Genomic DNA, 18634 nt, shown 5'->3' with positions numbered 1-18634 from the left:
TTTCGCAGGTTACTCACAAAATAAGCGTCGGTGATATCCCGACGCATGTCTATATCCCTTATATTATAGTTTATTATAGGTAAAAATCAAGATATTTCGCACGAAAAGACCACTGGGAATGTTACCAGCCTCTCCCTTGACGTCCTCGTCCAAGTAATAACCAGACTCCGCCCAAGATCAAAAGGACAGCAAGTACATAGATAATTCCCGTTTGCAGCAAGGTAAATCCGAATAATATGATCGACACCGCACCAAGGATCAAAGCCACAGGTAACACATATTCCGGTCTTCGTCGTTCAGCCATTCCATATTCGAGTAACCCTATGGCGATCCCTAGCAAGAATGCTGGCCACAGTCTGCTCATAAGTCCAGCGCCCCATGTATTCGTTATACTGAATAAAACACCATACACCGTTAGTATGCCGGCAGGAACGAGTGACCACGATGGTGAAATACGCGCATAATATAACGCATGAAGGGCGATGCCTGGCAGCAGGATCAGCAAAGGCCAGAAATTACGACCAATAAATCCAAACACGCCAAACTTGCCAAGCAGAATAATAATTCCCGCAGCTACAATAAATAGTCCAATCGCTTTTTCATTTCTCATCCTCAATCACCTCTTATACTATGGCTATGTACTTTATTTCTTCATAAACGATACGCATTCCATGCTGACTGTTGATATTCAAACCTGTAATCATGCTTCTAGTGTATCCGATGTTTCGGCAAAAAACTATACTTTATGTCGCACTTTGCATGCGTCCTTTACCTGTATTACCCTAAAATGTGCAACTTATGACTAGTCCAATGATTGTTGTATTGACAAGCGTATTATCTCACCACAAAACCGCCTAAACCGGACGGTTCAGACGGTCATATGTTCAAGCTTTTATCCAAAATTAAACTATGCGTTCTTCCGCACAAATTTATGTGCGCCTCCAATCGCAACCACAAGACAAGCCATGGCTACGGGTAGCAGCGTATGCACCTCTGATGCCATACCCCCCAGCCATTCTCCTAACTTGGGGTCTTTCATCACCATCTCACCTGCTGTGAAGGCCAGGATGCCTGATCCGACGAATACAAGAATCGGAAATCGCTTCAACAAACCAACAATTAAGCCGCTCCCCCATACGACGATGGGGATACTGATTGCAATACCAATGACGATCAGAGCCAAATCTCCATCTGCCAAAGCCGCTATGGCCAAAACATTATCCAAGCTCATTACAAAATCGGCAATCAGAATGGTTTGAATGGCTTTCCAGGTCGTAGAAGCTTCTCGAATATGTACTTCATCCTCATTTTGAAGCAGCAGCTTTACTGCAATCCAGAGTAGCAACAGCCCACCTGCCGCTTGGATAAAGGGAATCCCCAGCAATAATACCGCTACAAAGGTTAACACACAACGCAGCAGCACCGCGCCAAAAGCTCCCCACCATACCGCTTTTTTGCGTTGTATTGGTGGCAGATCCTTGCTGGCAAGCGCAATAACAACCGCATTATCTCCACTTAATACCAGATTGATCATTAAAATTTCAGTTAACAGCCATAGTGTATCCATGTCCTCATCCCCCCACATTAACTTGTATGTCGGAGTTGTCCATGCTATTCTTAATGATTGAACCGTATATAAGGAGTGACATATATCATGGAGCTATTTAGTCCCACATTCTGGCTGGCTTTGCTGAACGTTGTCTTTATTGATCTAATTCTGGCTGGGGATAATGCCATCGTCATTGGTCTCGCAGCTCGAAATTTGCACCCTTCCGTGCAGAAAAAGGCGATTCTATATGGAACTGGCGGCGCACTTTTGATTCGAATTCTAGCAACAGTTGTTGTTTTATGGTTGCTTAAAGTTCCGTGGCTCTTGCTTGTGGGAGGCATACTTCTGATCTGGATTGCCTATAAATTATTGGCGGATCAGGGAGATGAACACAATAATGTCCAGGCGGGAACTTCCTTGTGGACCGCTATTCGTACCATCGTGATTGCGGATGCAGCCATGGGATTAGATAACGTGATTGCAGTTGCTGGAGCAGCGCAGCAGCATCTCGTGCTTGTCATCCTTGGACTCCTGATTAGTGTACCTATTATCGTCTGGGGCAGTACCCTGTTTATCAAGCTAATTAATCACTTTCCTTGGATTATCTATGTCGGAGCCATTGTTCTCGGGTATACGGCTTCCAATATGATCACTGAGGAACAGCGACTCTTGCCTTACTTTACGGAACATCCGGCATTGCGCATTCTCTTTATCGTTGTGGTTATTGCAGGTGTAGTCTTTGCAGGTTATCGCAAACGCTCCAGCAGTTCCAGCCACAAGGGATCTGGTGGGGAACAGCAGCGCTCCTATTCGTAGGCTAATTAAACTAACAATTTCATCTGAATACAGCAAAGGACTGAACGATATTTCATCGGACAGTCCTTTTTTGCAGTTAACATAGCCCTTATTATGTCAGCCATGCTAATTTTTATTGAGTTTAGAACCAGTCATCCTTCATGCCATTGTCTCCTGTTGGATTCGTTACCACAGAAGTTTCACCGGCGTGCAGTGTGATCGTTTCAGTTTGTTCCACCGCCTGATCCACCCATTCTGACAGATGGCTCATTGTTGATTCTATTTTATCCACAATTCGAAGATTTGGATTGGTTGAAGGTGACTTTGGCACAAAGAGAGTACAGCAATCCTCATATGGCAAAATAGATATGTCATACGTTCCGATCTGTTTGGACAGAGTAATGATCTCCTGTTTATCCATCATAACCAGTGGTCGCAAAAGTGGCAGATCCGTCGCACGACCAATGACATTCATACTCGGAAGAGTCTGACTCGCTACTTGGCCTAGGCTATCCCCGGTGATCAGTGCGAGTGCCCGCTCACGCTCGGCAAGTTTGGATGCAATTCGCAGCATTGAACGTCGCATCAGCGTAATAATCAGATTATCCTGACCCAGCTGGGTAAATGCCGTTTGGATCTCCGTAAATGGAACCAGATGCAGCTTGATTGTTCCCGCATGATCAGCAAGGGCACGTGCCAAATCAATGACTTTCTCTTTGGCGCGCTCGCTTGTGAACGGGTAACTGTAAAAATGTACACATTCCACTTCCAGTCCACGGCGCATGGAAGACCAGGCTGCCACCGGGCTGTCTATTCCACCTGATAGCAGTACCATCGCTTTTCCATTCGTACCCAGTGGAAAGCCACCTACTGCCGGAATGGTTTCGTTGAAAATATAGGTACCCTGATCCCGAATTTCCACTCGCAGTTCAATATCAGGTTGACGAACATCAACACTTAATTGCTGAAACTTCCGAAGGATCGGGGAACCGACCAAATGGTTCATTTCATGGGAGGAGTTCGGGAACTCTTTCCAAACCCGCCTTACATTTACCTTAAATGTGGTGCCTTCTTTGAATTCGTCTTCCCTTTCGTCCATAAACGCAACTGCTGTTTTCACAATCTCATCAAGCTCGGATGGAGTAACTTTAACCGGACTAATCGACATCACACCGAAGACCCGCTTCAGCACCTTAATTAGTTCAATATGTGATTCACCGCCAAGATCCACATAGACACGGCCATATTCTTTGCGAAGGCTCGCTCCTGGATAAGGTTTAAGCAAAGCTTTCACCTGTGTAATGATCGTTTTCTCAAATCGGGCACGATTTTTCCCTTTTAACATAAACTCTCCGAAACGGAGAAGCAGCATATCATATTTCATTTCCATTACATTACATCCGCCTTTCGAGGGGCCGCAACTGCGCCACCATCTGATGTAAAGCCTGTTTAAGCAAGGCTACATCTTCTTCTGTATGTTCATCTCCAAGACTAATACGCAATCCGCCAATAGCACAAGCTGCATCTCTGCCCATCGCAAGTAGAGCCCGACTCGGTTCAGCCGAACGCGAAGAACAGGCAGATTGGGTCGATATGGTTACGCCAAGTTGCTCCAAGGTGTGCAGCGCCACTTCTGCCTTCATCCCGGGATAGGAGAAGTGTACAATATGAGGTGCACCCTCTGGGCGACTGTTCAATTCAAATTCAGGAATGGCACGTATCGTTTCCATTAATCGATCACGGAGCACCGTTGTACGCCGGGCAAAATCAACCTGATCTTCTGCTGCCATTCGCATAGCCTTTGCCATGCCTACCTGCAAGGCCACGTTTTCTGTGCCTGCTCTTAGGCCCTGCTCCTGTGATCCTCCTGACAATAGTGGCGTAAGCTCCACTCCACTTCGCACATACAGGAGACCTGCTCCCTTCGGTCCACGAATCTTGTGAGCAGATAGACTGTACAGATCTGCACCCCAAGCGGCAGGTGTCGCCTCCATTTTCCCAAAACCCTGAACACCATCTACATGGAAAAGCACCCGTGGTGCTTTCTTTTTGAGCTGTTTGCCGATTTCTGCAATCGGATGGATGGCTCCTGTTTCATTGTTTACATGCATCAGACTAACAAGCACAGTGTCGGGCCTGATCGCGTCTACAACTTGCTGAGCGTTGACCACTCCATCGGAATTCACGGGAACTAATGTCACTTCCCATCCCCACTGCTGCAATTGCATAACACTTTCGTACACCGAGGCATGCTCGGTAGCCGTAGTGATGATGTGTCTGCCTCGTGACTGATAACGTAATGCCGCACCTTTTATCGCAAGATTATTACTCTCGGTGGCACCGGAAGTAAATACAATCTCTTCAGGCTTAACGCCGATTGCCGTAGCACATCCGGATCGAGCACGACGCAGCAACTGATCGGCACGCTCTCCATACCCATGGATGGAGGACGGATTACCGAATTGTGTCTCCATAATTTCGGCCATCGTACGAATCACATCAGGATGGGGAGGTGTGGTTGCAGCATAATCAAAATATTTCAAATGAGGTTAGACCTCCCTTATCTCTTCGTTCTTGAACCTACAGTGAGCATTGTAACACGATACCCATACAACACAAAAAGACCAACCGGGAACAGGCGTTTCAAGCGCTACTGCTCCCACATTTGATCTCATCCTGCCTACCATGTGTTTTCACAACTGTCTATCTGTGAGTTTTAGATCACATATTTCGACTGTGCCTTCTCCACCTTGGAGATATAATTCTGTGTTTCTGAAGGCAGACGGTTAAGTACACTCATCAGTTCGCTATCACTCGACACGCCCAGACGTGAAACACGACCTGGTCCTGCATTATATGCAGCAAGTGCCATCTTCACTTCTCCACCGAAACGCTGGAGCTGAAGGGAAAGATACTTCGTACCCGCATCAATGTTCTGGGCAGGATCAAATGAATTACTCACACCCAGCCCTGCAGCCGTGCCATCCATTAATTGCATGAGCCCTTTGGCACCGGCAGAGGACACGACATTTGGGTTAAAATTGGACTCTGTGTCAATGACCGCCTTGATCAATGATTCAGGAACACCGTACTTCGCACTTGCCTCGGCAATCAAAGATTCATAATCCGCAGGTACAGATGCACCTGAATCCACGATTCCTGTATTGGATGAAGATAATAAAGACTCAACGATGTTATTGGAGACAGAGGATGATCTTGCCGTATTTATATCCGGATTGTACGTGCTTCCGAGTTGCAGCCACAACAGACCATCACTGGATCTTTTGGAGACCGTAGCGGTGGAATCTGTATTGCTCGTCGAATTGGCACCCGTACCTAACAGCCCGTCCATCACATTGGCGAAATCCACTGTTGAACCAGCATCCGATTGTGATCCACTGGTTTGGTTATTCACATTGGACAATTGCAGTTCCAACAACTGCCGCGATCCACTTGGATCAATCTGCATGAGTTATACCTACTCCCGTATAATTAAGCGTATTATGACCTTATTCTACATCGTTTTACAGCAAGGTTCCATTGTTTTCAAAAAAATATATGAATCTACCCACCTAGCCTGCGCATATACGAAAAAAACCTTCTGTAATTCACCACATTTGGGTGAGAACAGAAGGCTTTTGAATGAATCATTTTACACGTTAACGAGCGAATGGAATCATGAAAAAATAACTCAGCGTAGCTACAACACCCAGTCCAATGGACCAAGCTCCCGCTGTCTTACGACCATTCACATAGGCATAGTAACCCAGTACGGCTGCGGCCGGTCCAAGTACGATTGACCACATGAACAAAGACGCGATCCCAAAGGCAAGTCCCATATAACCCGCAACCTTGCCTGTTGATTCCATGACCCGGTCTGCCTCATGCTTCTCAGGTACAGGCTCTGCACGTTCGGTACCTCCAGTTCTTACGACAGTCGGAGGAGCGACCTCTGCCCCGTATTCTTCCCGATGTGCTTTTCTGGGATAATCGACGCGCATACGCTGTTTTTCACCGTCAACATTGATTTTAGGGCGATCCTGAAAATTAAACTTATTATCGTCATTTTTCATTGGGAAGCACCTCCGTTATGAATAGGGATGACTGCTCACTTGGGTTTGAACGTGTGACAGCATGTTGCAGAGGATGTGCGTGCATGATCATGGTGATCGGAGTCAAATGTCTCACCGGCAAATTCCTCATGCAGACGACGGGTGGCATGTTGGTCGATGTCAATCATGATGGCATCAGCGTGGCAGAAGTTGTTCTCTCCCCAAAAGTTGCAGTTGGAGACGCTGCATTTGACAATTGGTTTGTCTTGGCTCATTTTTTATCACCTCGACTACTATTGTCTCCCCGCCACAAACCTGATATTCCCCGTCAAAATGCCAGATGATGACATGATTACACCTCGTCCGATTCACACTAAAAACACAAAAAAACCGCCACAAGGGCGGTTTCGTCCAATTTCATATTCAGGTTTAAACGTTAATTAGGCGTGATTCCGTTGATTTTGCATACGGCGCTGAGTCAGGTAATCACTTTCATAATATGCCAGATCATCGCGCAATTCTTCGTACGTTTTGGAAACCTCAAGAATGACATCCCGTACTGCACGGATTGGCTTGTCACGGAAACGAATGGCATCTTGTCCTGTGTAAGCGTATCTTCCGTCTTCGGAATAACATTCATTTTTGGGATAGAAAAAGCTGTTTACGCATTGATGATACGTATTATAAAGAGCCTTTTCGGCAAAATCGACATCAAAGTTGGCACGACGCAGCACAACGCCAAGTTTTTCGTAAGAAACTTCAGAAAAAACGAGCAAATGACGGAGATCTGAAAGAAATCCTTTGTAGAAGGCTGTTGATTCTTCCGTCTGATTCTGATCCAGTTCAGGCAAAGCATTCTCATTCAAAAAATTTTCAATCCGATCGATAGCCGGTTTTAACTTTTCCCTAGTTGACTCACATGTTTTCTGTACATTGGCTGCTGACATAAAGGTAGCTCCCCCTTAAATAAGTCCTTACATATAGGTCGGCCAACGGTGGTTTTCCCCTGACCTTTGAATTCTCAGCTATAATCCTACCATAAAAAGATGACGAGCGGTATCCCTTAATCATGCTTTCCGCTTCTGCCGTTAAACATGCCTATTATACGCAGTTAGACTCGAACCCGCCTGCATAAAAATATCCGCTTTTTCTAACGATAGATATAACCAGTGACAACGACGAAGCACTGTTAATGATTGTCCAAAATGAACGAAGGAGGTTCCATCCACCATGTCCAGACCGAAATGGATTAACTGGGCCCTTGCAGCTGGTGCAGGAGCACTCGCTCTGACACTCCTGCTTCCAACATCCAATCGTCCCGAACCTAAGCCAGGTGCCCTGTCTGACTCTGCTCATGAGGAGCACACGAGTAAACAGCGTCTGAAAGTGCAGGATGTCAAAGCAACCGATCTTCTGACCCGTATGGATGCCAAGCAACATCTCAGTATCATGCTGGAGAAAACCGCCACAATGAATGCTGCGCAGGTTAACCGATATGTGAATGATCTCCAAAGTTCACATGAACATATCAGATCCATTCATCTCATGAATACCAATGGCTCTTTTAACAAGCCCTTTGATCACGCCTCCACACAAGGAAGCAAGTTGGAACAACAGAAGCTTCAACATTCGCTCAACCTTGCCAAAAAAGCGGTAAACAAACGTCAAAGTTTTGAATCCTCTTCTTTTCCTTTGGGAAAAGAAAAATACTTTGTTATGGGGCAACCCTCCAAAGATGGAAAAAGAGCTGTAATTGCCTTGTTCAGTCAGAACGTATTAAATGCTGTTGAACAACATCAGCGCAAAAATCTCCGCATGATCCCTTATCCGCGTGAGGGTAAATTCAAAATTGAGTCTGTTCACCCGGATACGCTTAACGAAATCACAGTGAAAACTGGACATGATAATGCAAATGCCAGTCATTTTTATGAAAATGAGATCGTCATCCGTTTTCGCCAAGATCCCGGTGAACGGGATATGCGTATCATTAAATCCGATCTGAGAGCGCAATCTGCGCGCAAGCTGGGATACACGTATGTTTTTCGGTCAGAACACATGAGTTACAAACAATTGCATAGTTATTTCGAAAGCAAATGGAATCCACTCTATATGGAGCCCCACTATATGTATTTAACCAATGATACTGTAACTGAACAAACAGATGTAACGATACCCAATGACATTTTGTTCTCCGATTATCAGTGGAACCTGCCTGCGATTGAGACAAACAGAGGTTGGAATATTACCAAGGGAAACAAAGATGTCATCGTAGCAGTAGTTGATACAGGGGTTGATATGAATCATCCTGACCTGAAGGGCAAGCTCCTTGAGGGTTATAATGTGGTCGAGCCGGGAAGCAAACCGATGGATGATGTGGGACATGGAACACACGTCGCAGGCATTATCGGCGCTATTGTCAACAATAATGAAGGCGTGGCAGGCATGAGCTGGTATAACAAGGTACTACCGGTTAAAGTACTCGACAACTCAGGTTCTGGTACCACGTATGCCGTTGCCGAAGGCATCATCTGGGCAGCCGATCATGGAGCCAAGGTTATCAACATGAGTCTCGGCAATTATGCTGATGCACAATTTCTTCATGATGCCATTAAATACGCTTTTGACCGGGATATCGTCCTGATTGCAGCCACGGGGAACGATAATACCGAGCGTCCAGGATACCCTGCTGCTTATCCGGAAGTATTTGCCGTATCTGCTACGGACCCGGATATGAGCAAAGCTTCCTATTCCAACTACGGGGACTATGTTGATGTGATGGCTCCGGGGTCCAGTATCGCCAGTACCTATCCAAACAATCAGTATGCAGCCTTGTCTGGAACGTCCATGGCTAGCCCTCATGTAGCCGCACTTGCAGGTTTGATTCGTTCGTTGAACCCGGACTTGACCAACACGGAGGTGATGGATTTGATGCGCCAAAGTGTTATTGACCTCGGTGATCCGGGTCACGACAAGTATTTCGGCTATGGTCAAATCGATGTCTATAAGGCACTGCAAGCCGCATCAGGCAACAGCGCTCCTTTGCAGTTCTGGCCGCAACATGTAAGACAACAAATGGATAATACGATGAAAAAGTATACGCAGTAAGCGTACTGAGGATAATCTGTAAAAAATACAAAAGCAGCTGCGCCCCGGGGCGTACGCTGCTCTTTTTGGTTTATATCCAATTCCCCGGGGCACCCGCTGCGATTAGCGTTTGCGAGAAGTTGTGCGGGCTTTGCTTGATTTTTTCACGGATTTTTTCTTCGGATTATGGCTGGATACATAACAAGGGTCTTCTTCTTTGACAACAACAGGATACATGTGGTGATGAATCGGAACACAGTGATGTTTTTTGATCACTTCAATCGGGTGGATTACAGGCACGATTTGTGGGATGTAATAATCCTCAACAACCTGGATCGGGTCACAGACAATCGGGCAAAGCGGTGGACAGTAATGGTTCATTTCAAAACCAACTCCCTTTCTGGTGATACTATAACCTATTGCAACAGATCGAAAGTGGATTGGATGTATGTCCATAGTCCGAAAAATTATATGAGCGGTAGCCTGTCCGCCACTGTCCCACCCTGCCAAGGTGTTACTCTGTCAATGACTTGGCACAGTACACGAAGTCCCTCACACAAAAGCTCAACGTTTGTTACAGTGAAGCAGATACGCAGACTTGGTGTATCCATCTCCCCTACATAACAGGCTGAACCGGGGAGGAAAGAGACCCCTGCAGCAAGTGACTGATGATGCAACTCACGCATATCCAAGTTACTTGGAAGTTGGAGCCACAGATTGAGCCCTCCCTCTGGCAAGCGCCATTGCATGCCCATAGTAGCATGCTCTTCCAGCACTTCAGATGCTGCGCACAAGCGAGAATACAATTCATCCCTCAATCGGGATACATAGGCACCGTACTGATTCTGAATGAAAGATTGCAGTGCCTTTTGTGTAAGCAGCGGACTCCCCAAATCCGCCGTAGATTTCGCGGCCACAAGCCGGGTCAATACACTTCCGTCTGCGATGGCGCAGGCTATACGGCAACCGGGAGACAACACCTTGCTGAAGCTTTTGATATATACGACATGACCTGTCCCATCCATCGATTTAATGGAAGCCGGGGGAGGTTCCCTAAAATAAAGATCTGCAAACGGATCGTCCTCCAGAATGAGGCAGTGGTAGCTTTGCGCGAGATTAAGAAGTTGTGCTCGTCTTCTTGCACTCATCGTGATACCTGTTGGATTGTGATAGGTCGGGATCGTATAGATCAGCTTGGGCGGATAGGTATCACATAATCGGGTCAACAGATCAATACGCATGCCTTCGTCATCCATCGGGACCGTAATGATCTTCGCGCCTCTACTCGTAAATACATCAATGGCTCCGGTATAGCTTGGTGCCTCCATGTATACAACATCCCCAGGTCCGACAAAAGTTCGTGCCACAAGATCGATCCCCTGCTGAGCACCACTTGTAATTAACATGCGTTCAGGTGCAGCCTGTAGTCCACGCTCGGCAAAGTGTTCGGCCAAGATCTGTCTAAGCTCCCGATCCCCCTGAAAAGATCCGTAAGCTGCCATACGCTCTGTATGATCAGAGGAGAGTCGGTAGGCGCTGTCGATAATCTCTCGTGTAGGCAACAGTTCAGGCTGAATCGCTGACATATGAAGTTCATACCGCACTTGAGGTGACGTATCAAAATGTCTCCAGAGCTGGGCTCGCGGTAAATAATCCACCAGTGCCATCTGCCAATTCCATGACGTACTGGATTCACTGTTGGCATTGTTTCGCTGCGTTCGGTCCACATCCTCCATCTGATCCACGTTCAATGTACCTCTCACATAACAACCTTTCCCCTGGGAGCAGGTGATCAATTGAATCGCTTCAAGTTCAGCATACGCTTTGGATACAGTGACCAGGCTGACACCCAAATCCGCGGTCATTTTGCGAACAGAAGGAAGTCGGGTTCCGGGTTCAATGAGTCCTGATCTGATGCGATCGGCAATCGTTAGCGCAATCTGCACGTACAATTTGGTACTGCTTCCCCGCTTTAATTCAATATGCATATGTGCTCCCCCCAACTGTTATGATCTTCATTTTACTGTTATAGTGTAGTCCGTCTATTATAGTTTATAATATCAGTATAACAGTGAATAACAGGAGATGAGAATAACATGAGTATCCCTTGGTCCAAAATGGCACAAAACACCCCGTCCTCTGTCGTTCGCGACATGCTCCAGGCCGCTCAGGCACCTGGAATGATCTCTCTAGCCGGTGGATTACCAGCCCAGACTTCATTCCCGCTGGAAGCCATACGCGCTGCATATGAAAAAGTATTTATGAGCGGAGCAGCCGCTCTTCAATATGCGGAGACTGAGGGTTACCGTCCTCTTCGCGCCAAAATCGCCGAACGTCTTGAATCCAAGGGCATTCCCGCTTCACCCGATCACATGCTTCTCACTACGGGTTCACAGCAATCCATCGACTTGGTTTGCCGCATCCTTCTCGACCCGGGTGACCGCGTATTGGTTGAATCCCCAACCTACCTCGCTGCTCTGCAAGTCATTCATTCCTATCAGGCTGAATCTCACGGCGTAGCCTGTGATGATCACGGCATGTTGCCTGAATCTCTGGAGGAACAGCTCCAGTTGCATCGTCCAAAACTTGTCTACATTAATCCCACGTTCTCCAATCCTACGGGAAAAGTATGGTCGCGAGAAAGAAGACAGCAGGCTGTGGATCTGTGCCGCAAGTATGGTGTACTCATTCTGGAAGATGATCCCTATGGTGAAATTCGGTTTAATCCGGAGCAATTGGATGTCCCTGCTCTCGCAGAACTGGATGCAGTATCCTATGACGGCCCTTCCAACGTTATCTACACCAGTACATTCTCCAAAACGGTAGCACCTGGCCTTCGTACGGGCTGGATACTGGCTGCCCCCGATATTGTCAAAATGGCAGCACGAGCCAAACAAGGTGCTGACTTGCACTCCAGCAGCATTGACCAAAGAGCGCTTCATGCACTACTTGAATCTTTCGATCTGGATGCGCATATCCGCCATATTTCAGAGGATTACGAACAACGCATGAAAACACTGACTACTCTTATGGCAGCCAAAGCTTGGGAAGGTATCTCGTGGAATTCACCTCAAGGTGGCATGTTCTTGTGGCTGCAATTGCCTGAAGGCATGCTTGCAAGCAATCTGTTCACTTATGGTATCCAGGAGAAAGTGTGCATTGTCCCTGGTGATTCCTTCTATGCAGGCACACCAGAGTTAAACCGCATGCGGATCAACTTTACTCATACGGACCCTGAGCTCCTTCCGGAAGCCGTGGAAAGAATGGATCGCGCCATCCAACGTTGGCATGCTTCCTTAACATCGGACAGTGTTGTTACACTGTAATGAACTGTCATAAACGTTTGACTATTCCATTAGCGTATGAAGATTAATACCTTGATATGAGAAACAAAAATAAGGCGGCAGGCCCGAGAATTTCGGAACTGCCGCCTTATTTATAGAACCTGTTATCAACAGGAGTTAAGTTTTTTTAGATGTTCATGGGTCCTTCTGATCAGTCAGGCCATCGGATGATTCATACGAGTTGTCCTCGACTGATAGGTGGACTACATTGTGTTGCAATAGTGTTGTTGTTGCAGTTAGGAAAGCTTACCGTAAGCCGGGTTCTGTGCTCTTCGTGGTTCATACGGGAACTACCCTCCCACCAGAAGCGACAATCATCTATCTAGGCCATACATTGCTGCACAGCTCAAGCGACCAACCTAGACACACCTCGGGCTAAGGTTGCCTCCTCCGAAGAGGCGGCTGTGTCCCATTAGGTCTTGCTCCAGATGGGGTTTACCAGGAACGAAGTCACCAGCGTTCCTCGGGGTCTCTTACACCTCGGTTCCATCCTTGCCTGTGCCGGAAAATCCGGCCATCGGCGGTCCATTTCTGTGGCACTATCCTTCAACTCGCGCTGACTGGACGTTATCCAGCATCCTGCCCTGTGGAGCCCGGACTTTCCTCTCGTGGCAACAAAGGCCACCAGCGATTGTCTGTCAAGCTTTCCGAACAACATTACATAGTATACAGGCATTTAGGTTCCCAGACAAGCTTAATATTACTGGGAGCTGCACATCAACGATCTTTTTAGATAAACTGGAATACTTCCGTATTTACCTCTGAAGCTGTAACTTGCGTATCATATCGTTTTTCTTCCAAACGGGAACGAAGCCAATCCGCTGTTTTTGGTTTCATAATCTTCTCGGAATTATGTCCCGGGTCGATGATACACATACCTGCCATTAACGCATCATGAGCCGTGTGATAATCAATATCTCCGGTCACAATAACATCCGCACCTTTGAAGCGGGCAGTGAGCGCGTAACGGCTGCCAGAGCCGCCAAGAACCGCTGCTTTTTTGATCTGCTTGTTCAGATCTCCTACTACCCGCACATGAGGCACATTGAATTGGGTCTTCACGACCTCCACTAGCTCACCTAATGTCTTAGGCTCCCTAAGGGGTCCCAAGCGTCCCAGACCGAGCGTACGGCCCTTTAAATCCATTGCATACAGGTCATAGGCAACTTCCTCATACGGATGAGCCTTAAGCATCGCCTGAACGACCTTACTTCTCAGACTTTGGGGTACGATGGTCTCAATCCGCATTTCTTCCACACGTTCCATCTGCCCTTGGGTACCGATAAACGGTTGAGTCCCTTCACCAGGTACAAATGTTCCTGTACCTTCCGTGTTAAAGCTGCACTTGTTGTATTGACCGATACTCCCCGCTCCGGCTTCCAGAATGGCCTGAAGAACCTGTTCATGATGGGTACGAGGCACAAAGACAGCCAGCTTGTACAGATGATCTGTGTGTACATCTTCCAGCGATTCTTTACTCTCGATGCCAAGTGCATCGGCCATCCAGTCATTCATCCCACCCTCGGCCACATCCAGGTTTGTATGACTGATATAGACAGCAATATCATGCTTAATCAGCTTTTCATACAATTTACCCATAGGTGTATCTGTACTCAGTGACTTAACCGGACGGAAAATGATCGCGTGATGAGCGATAATCAGGTTGGAACCGATACGAATCGCTTCATCCACCACCTCATCCGTCACGTCCAAAGCTACTAACACGTGACGGATTTCTTTTTGCAAACTGCCGAGCTGGAGACCAATGCGGTCATCCGGTACAGCCAGATGTTTGGGAGCGAGTTGCTCCATCAGTTGAATTACAGTTTGACCTTTGGCAAACATGCCAAAACCTCCTTCAAGTTTGCGATAAGACGCTCTACCTCAGCCGCCTTGTCCCGGGAAGAATCCTGATCGGATTTGGAGATGGAGTTAACAACCCCTTGCAGTTTGACGATCTCACTTTCCCATTTGGAAAAAAATACATCCGTCGGTCGATCAACCAAATAAGGCCCCATCCGTAGTAGCAAATCTTCCGTCAATTCTGTCCCGCCTTGAAGCGGACGTGCACGATACACCTCTACATTGGCAATCGGGCTTACAGATTGTGGCATCGCCGTTATAATCTCATAAATCTTGCCATCTTCTTCGAGCAACTGTTCTGCTACAACCACCCAGTGATGCTCCAGTAACCAGCGTCTGAGGATATCCTCACCCACATTTGGTTGCAAAATAAGTAACTGGACTCCTTCCAGTTTGGATAAACCTCTGTCCAAAATAGAAGCAATCAAGGCACCGCCCATACCTGCAATGGTGATGACATCCACTTCACCCGCAGAGATCACATCAAGACCGTCTCCACGACGCACCGTGATTTTTTCTTTCAGGCCGGCATCACTGACTTGTTTGCATGCAGCATCATAAGGGCCAGGATTGACTTCCCCGGCTACTGCACTTGCAGCTTTCCCACTGCGGATTGCGGCTACTGGCAGCAAAGCGTGGTCTGAACCGATATCAGCCATCCGGCTGCCATCGGGAATTTGATCATGTATTCGCTGTAATCGATTCGAAAGTTTCATGAAGCACCTACACCATTCATTTAATTTATTGATTTGCATTGAACAAGGAAAAGCGATAAAATAAAATCCAATAAAACATTTCAAGGATGAATTTCCAAAACCAAGAAATCAAGACGTTTAAATTAAAAATAAAGGAGACCCCGCCGCCGCTAAAGCGTCTTGCGGAAAGTCTCCCATAGTTCGATTATTCGAGGAAATCCTTGAGTCGTTTACTACGACTCGGGTGACGCAACTTACGAAGAGCCTTAGCTTCGATCTGACGAATACGCTCACGCGTAACACCAAATACCTTGCCGACTTCCTCCAGCGTTCTCGTCCGTCCATCGTCCAGACCAAAACGTAGACGAAGCACGTTCTCTTCACGTTCAGTCAATGTATCCAATACATCTTCGAGCTGTTCTTTCAGCAACTCATACGCAGCAGCATCCGCCGGAGCAAGTGCTTCCTGATCCTCAATGAAGTCACCCAGATGGGAATCATCTTCCTCACCAATCGGTGTTTCCAGAGAAACCGGTTCCTGTGCAATCTTCGTAATTTCACGAACTTTCTCTACACTCAGATCCATCTCAGCAGCGATTTCTTCTGGTGTCGGTTCACGCCCAAGTTCCTGCAACAGCTGACGGGATACCCGGATCAGCTTATTAATCGTCTCCACCATGTGCACAGGGATACGAATGGTACGCGCCTGGTCAGCAATAGCACGAGTGATCGCTTGGCGAATCCACCATGTTGCATACGTACTGAACTTGTATCCTTTTTTGTGGTCGAACTTCTCAACCGCTTTGATCAGACCCATATTACCTTCCTGAATCAAATCAAGGAACAACATTCCACGTCCAACGTAACGCTTGGCGATACTGACAACGAGTCGTAAGTTAGCTTCAGCCAGACGACGCTTGGCTTCTTCATCCCCGTTCTCAATCCGTTTAGCCAGTTGTACTTCATCATCTGCCGACAACAGTGGCACACGACCAATTTCCTTGAGGTACATACGGACAGGGTCATTGATTTTGATACCTGGCGGCAAGCTCAGATCATCATCAAAGTGGAATTCGTCCTCACCCTCTCTGGTGTTGTTCTCGGAATCTTCACTAGGACGAAGTGTAACCTCTTCATTATTTTCATTCACTACATCGATACCCAGATCGCTCAGTTGCTCATAGAACTCATCCATTTGCTCTGCATCCTGCTCAAAAGGAGAGAGTTTCTCTATAATTTCCTTGTAATTCAGCGAAGCTCTTTTCTTACCTGATTCAATCAATTGATCTTTAACCTGATCCAGTGTCAATTCTGTTTCTAGTTCAGTATGCTGATCATTCGCCATAATTCGACTCCCTCCTCCCTAGAAACATCTAATCATCAGACGTTCACTGTCTCTCTAGGGCAATCATTTCAATTGCAATCTGTGCCGCGCGTACAGAATCACCTGCCCGCTCTGCAGCAATCATTTCTTCTTTTTTCAAATCGTACTCTTTCTTACGCGGATGCTTCAGCACTTCCCTGATGCAATCATCGAGCATTTGAATACTCCATTCACCTGGACCATCCATCATCGAGATTGAACTAACCGTCTTTTCCAGGCGATCGTCATGCAGTGAAGACATAAAACGGCTTGTATCCGACGGTTTGCCTTGCGCATAGTAGGCATATAGATAAGCAGCAATAGCTGCATGATCATCCAAGTTAAAAGCTTCACCAAGATGCTCATTCACGTACTGGGCAGCCTCATCATCCTGCAACATCCAGGCGATCAGTTTGCGTTCAGCAGCGTGGTAAGCCGGCAACAGATTGGGTGTAGGCACCTGCCTATTTTGTTGCCTACCATTATTCCACCTTTTCGGGTTATTATCCCCAAACTGGAGGTTATTTTTCATCGCCTCCCGTTCTTCATTACACTCCTGCTTCAATGTTTCGAACGATACGTCCACTTCTGCAGCCAGTTCACGAAGATACACTTCCCTTTCTGTTGGAGAAGGTAAGGGTGCAATCAACTTTACTGCTTCTTTCGAATAGGCGATTTGTCCGCCACCCTCTAGCAGTATATGGCTTTTTTTTAAGTTTATAAGTTTAAATTTTGTAGTTGTCACGGCACCGTCCACAATCTGGTTTCGGAACCGTTCACCACCATGCTTCCGGATAAAATCATCCGGGTCAAGTCCCTCGGGAATGAGAGCCACTTTGACCTGCAATCCAGCTTCCTCAAGAATAGGGAAGTTTTTGAGTGCAGCAGCCTGTCCTGCTCTGTCGCCGTCATAACATATGATGACTTCGTCGCACATCCCTTTGAGCATCAGTGCCTGATTCTCGGTTAACGCAGTACCCATTGCCGCTACACCATTCTGGATATCCTGATCCCATGCGGAGATGACATCACCATATCCCTCGAACAAAATGGCCTGTCTTTGTTTGCGAATTGCATTTTTGGCATGATGCAGATTATAGAGAACACGGCTTTTGTTAAATAACCGGGTTTCCGGTGAATTTAGATACTTCGGTTGCCCATCTCCCAATATGCGTCCTGCAAATGCAATCGGCTTACCGCTCCTGCCATTAATCGGGAACATAATCCGGTCTCGGAATCGATCCACATATCCCTGACCTTCATTTCGCGGTGACAGAAGTCCACCCTTTTCCATCTCTTCGAGCGGATAGTTACGTTTCTCAAGAAATTGTACCAGTGTGTCCCAACGATTTGGTGCAAAACCAATCTGGAACTGGTCAATCAACTTGTCGCCAAAACCTCTTGAGCGTAAATACTCCATGGCTGACTTGCCGTGCTCCGTATTTTTCAACAAAAAATGATACAGCTTCGCGGTAAGCTCATAAGCCTCCAACAGACGTTCAGTCTCGGGATTCACATGAGCAGATTCACGCCCTTGCCAGTCCCCCATAGAGATGTGACTTTCTTCCGCCATCGTTTTGACAGCCTCGGGAAAGGATAACCCTTCGATTTCCATCCTGAATTTGATGGCATTTCCACCCGTGCCGCAACCGTAGCAGTAGAAAATTTGTTTCTCAGGTGTAACGGTGAACGAAGGCGTCTTCTCGGAATGAAAAGGACAGAGGCCTTTCATATACTTCCCCTGTTTGGTCAGATGCACAAATCGGCTCACCGTATCGACAATATCATTCTGCTGTAACACCGATTCAATAATACTTTCGGGTATACCGCCTTGTCCGGTACTCATCTCTGGCCACCTTCATCTCTTCAACACGTAAATATAATTCGAT

Annotated in this window: 17 protein-coding genes and 1 other RNA gene; 3 read left to right on the top strand and 15 right to left on the bottom strand. The window is 46.9% G+C overall.

Going from position 1 to position 18634, the window contains the following annotated elements; genetic code table 11:
- Positions 1-121: 121 nt before the first annotated feature.
- Positions 122-616 carry a hypothetical protein gene (locus PAEAM_RS06650; RefSeq protein WP_100527044.1) on the bottom strand — a complete coding sequence of 165 codons (495 nt, stop codon included), beginning with the start codon at positions 614-616 and terminating at the stop codon, positions 122-124.
- Between the two features lie 291 nt (positions 617-907).
- Positions 908-1567: a TerC family protein gene (locus PAEAM_RS06645; protein WP_047843767.1), complete on the bottom strand. Its 660-nt coding sequence runs from the start codon at positions 1565-1567 to the stop codon at positions 908-910.
- A gap of 87 nt (positions 1568-1654) precedes the next feature.
- On the opposite strand from PAEAM_RS06645, the gene PAEAM_RS06640 reads away from it, so the two are divergent.
- Complete coding sequence (locus PAEAM_RS06640) at positions 1655-2365, top strand: TerC family protein (RefSeq protein WP_036674816.1); 711 nt, start codon at positions 1655-1657, stop codon at positions 2363-2365.
- A gap of 121 nt (positions 2366-2486) precedes the next feature.
- Here PAEAM_RS06640 and thiI read toward each other — a convergent pair whose 3' ends face one another.
- The 6 genes from thiI to PAEAM_RS06610 form a co-directional block, all read right to left on the bottom strand.
- Positions 2487-3728, bottom strand: a complete 1242-nt coding sequence (gene thiI, locus PAEAM_RS06635; protein ID WP_100527636.1) for a tRNA uracil 4-sulfurtransferase ThiI — start codon at positions 3726-3728, stop codon at positions 2487-2489.
- Between the two features lie 10 nt (positions 3729-3738).
- Positions 3739-4887 (bottom strand): cysteine desulfurase family protein, encoded by a 1149-nt coding sequence (locus PAEAM_RS06630; protein ID WP_100527043.1) that lies wholly within the window; start codon positions 4885-4887, stop codon positions 3739-3741.
- A 173-nt stretch (positions 4888-5060) separates the two neighbouring features.
- On the bottom strand, positions 5061-5813 hold the full coding sequence (locus PAEAM_RS06625; protein WP_100527042.1) for a lytic transglycosylase domain-containing protein: 753 nt from the start codon (positions 5811-5813) through the stop codon (positions 5061-5063).
- Between the two features lie 190 nt (positions 5814-6003).
- Positions 6004-6417 carry a hypothetical protein gene (locus PAEAM_RS06620; protein WP_036615008.1) on the bottom strand — a complete coding sequence of 138 codons (414 nt, stop codon included), beginning with the start codon at positions 6415-6417 and terminating at the stop codon, positions 6004-6006.
- Between the two features lie 35 nt (positions 6418-6452).
- On the bottom strand, positions 6453-6671 hold the full coding sequence (locus tag PAEAM_RS06615; RefSeq protein WP_074095869.1) for a DUF1540 domain-containing protein: 219 nt from the start codon (positions 6669-6671) through the stop codon (positions 6453-6455).
- Positions 6672-6836: 165 nt separating this feature from the next.
- Positions 6837-7343, bottom strand: a complete 507-nt coding sequence (locus PAEAM_RS06610) for a YpuI family protein (RefSeq protein WP_017687263.1) — start codon at positions 7341-7343, stop codon at positions 6837-6839.
- A gap of 283 nt (positions 7344-7626) precedes the next feature.
- Between PAEAM_RS06610 and PAEAM_RS06605 the strand changes: the two genes are divergently transcribed.
- Complete coding sequence (locus PAEAM_RS06605; protein ID WP_100527041.1) at positions 7627-9501, top strand: S8 family peptidase; 1875 nt, start codon at positions 7627-7629, stop codon at positions 9499-9501.
- 102 nt (positions 9502-9603) lie between these two features.
- Here the strand turns inward: PAEAM_RS06605 and PAEAM_RS06600 are convergent, their stop codons facing one another.
- Together PAEAM_RS06600 and pdxR are read right to left on the bottom strand one after the other, a co-directional pair.
- The gene (locus PAEAM_RS06600) at positions 9604-9861 is read right to left on the bottom strand and encodes a hypothetical protein (protein WP_036615016.1); all 258 of its coding nucleotides are present in this window, start codon (positions 9859-9861) and stop codon (positions 9604-9606) included.
- A gap of 86 nt (positions 9862-9947) precedes the next feature.
- Positions 9948-11468: a MocR-like pyridoxine biosynthesis transcription factor PdxR gene (pdxR, locus tag PAEAM_RS06595; protein ID WP_100527040.1), complete on the bottom strand. Its 1521-nt coding sequence runs from the start codon at positions 11466-11468 to the stop codon at positions 9948-9950.
- Positions 11469-11576: 108 nt separating this feature from the next.
- On the opposite strand from pdxR, the gene PAEAM_RS06590 reads away from it, so the two are divergent.
- Positions 11577-12806: an aminotransferase-like domain-containing protein gene (locus PAEAM_RS06590; protein WP_100527039.1), complete on the top strand. Its 1230-nt coding sequence runs from the start codon at positions 11577-11579 to the stop codon at positions 12804-12806.
- 255 nt (positions 12807-13061) lie between these two features.
- Here PAEAM_RS06590 and rnpB read toward each other — a convergent pair.
- From rnpB to dnaG, 5 genes are all read right to left on the bottom strand, one after another.
- An RNA gene (gene rnpB / locus PAEAM_RS06585) (RNase P RNA component class A) lies at positions 13062-13471 on the bottom strand.
- 82 nt (positions 13472-13553) lie between these two features.
- Positions 13554-14669 (bottom strand): Nif3-like dinuclear metal center hexameric protein, encoded by a 1116-nt coding sequence (locus tag PAEAM_RS06580; RefSeq protein ID WP_100527038.1) that lies wholly within the window; start codon positions 14667-14669, stop codon positions 13554-13556.
- Positions 14645-15403: a tRNA (adenine(22)-N(1))-methyltransferase gene (locus PAEAM_RS06575; protein WP_100527037.1), complete on the bottom strand. Its 759-nt coding sequence runs from the start codon at positions 15401-15403 to the stop codon at positions 14645-14647. Before PAEAM_RS06575 ends, PAEAM_RS06580 begins: the two co-directional genes overlap by 25 nt.
- A gap of 184 nt (positions 15404-15587) precedes the next feature.
- Entirely contained in the window at positions 15588-16727 is a 1140-nt protein-coding gene (gene rpoD / locus PAEAM_RS06570) for an RNA polymerase sigma factor RpoD (RefSeq protein WP_017687256.1), read from the bottom strand.
- A 43-nt stretch (positions 16728-16770) separates the two neighbouring features.
- Positions 16771-18591 (bottom strand): DNA primase, encoded by a 1821-nt coding sequence (gene dnaG / locus PAEAM_RS06565; RefSeq protein WP_036615029.1) that lies wholly within the window; start codon positions 18589-18591, stop codon positions 16771-16773.
- Positions 18592-18634: the final 43 nt, after the last annotated feature.

This window comes from Paenibacillus sp. GM1FR (assembly GCF_002803315.1).
Taxonomy (GTDB): Bacteria; Bacillota; Bacilli; order Paenibacillales; family Paenibacillaceae; genus Paenibacillus; species Paenibacillus amylolyticus.
Note: the sequence above shows the minus strand (reverse complement) of the source record. Positions and strands in the feature narration are given on the sequence as shown.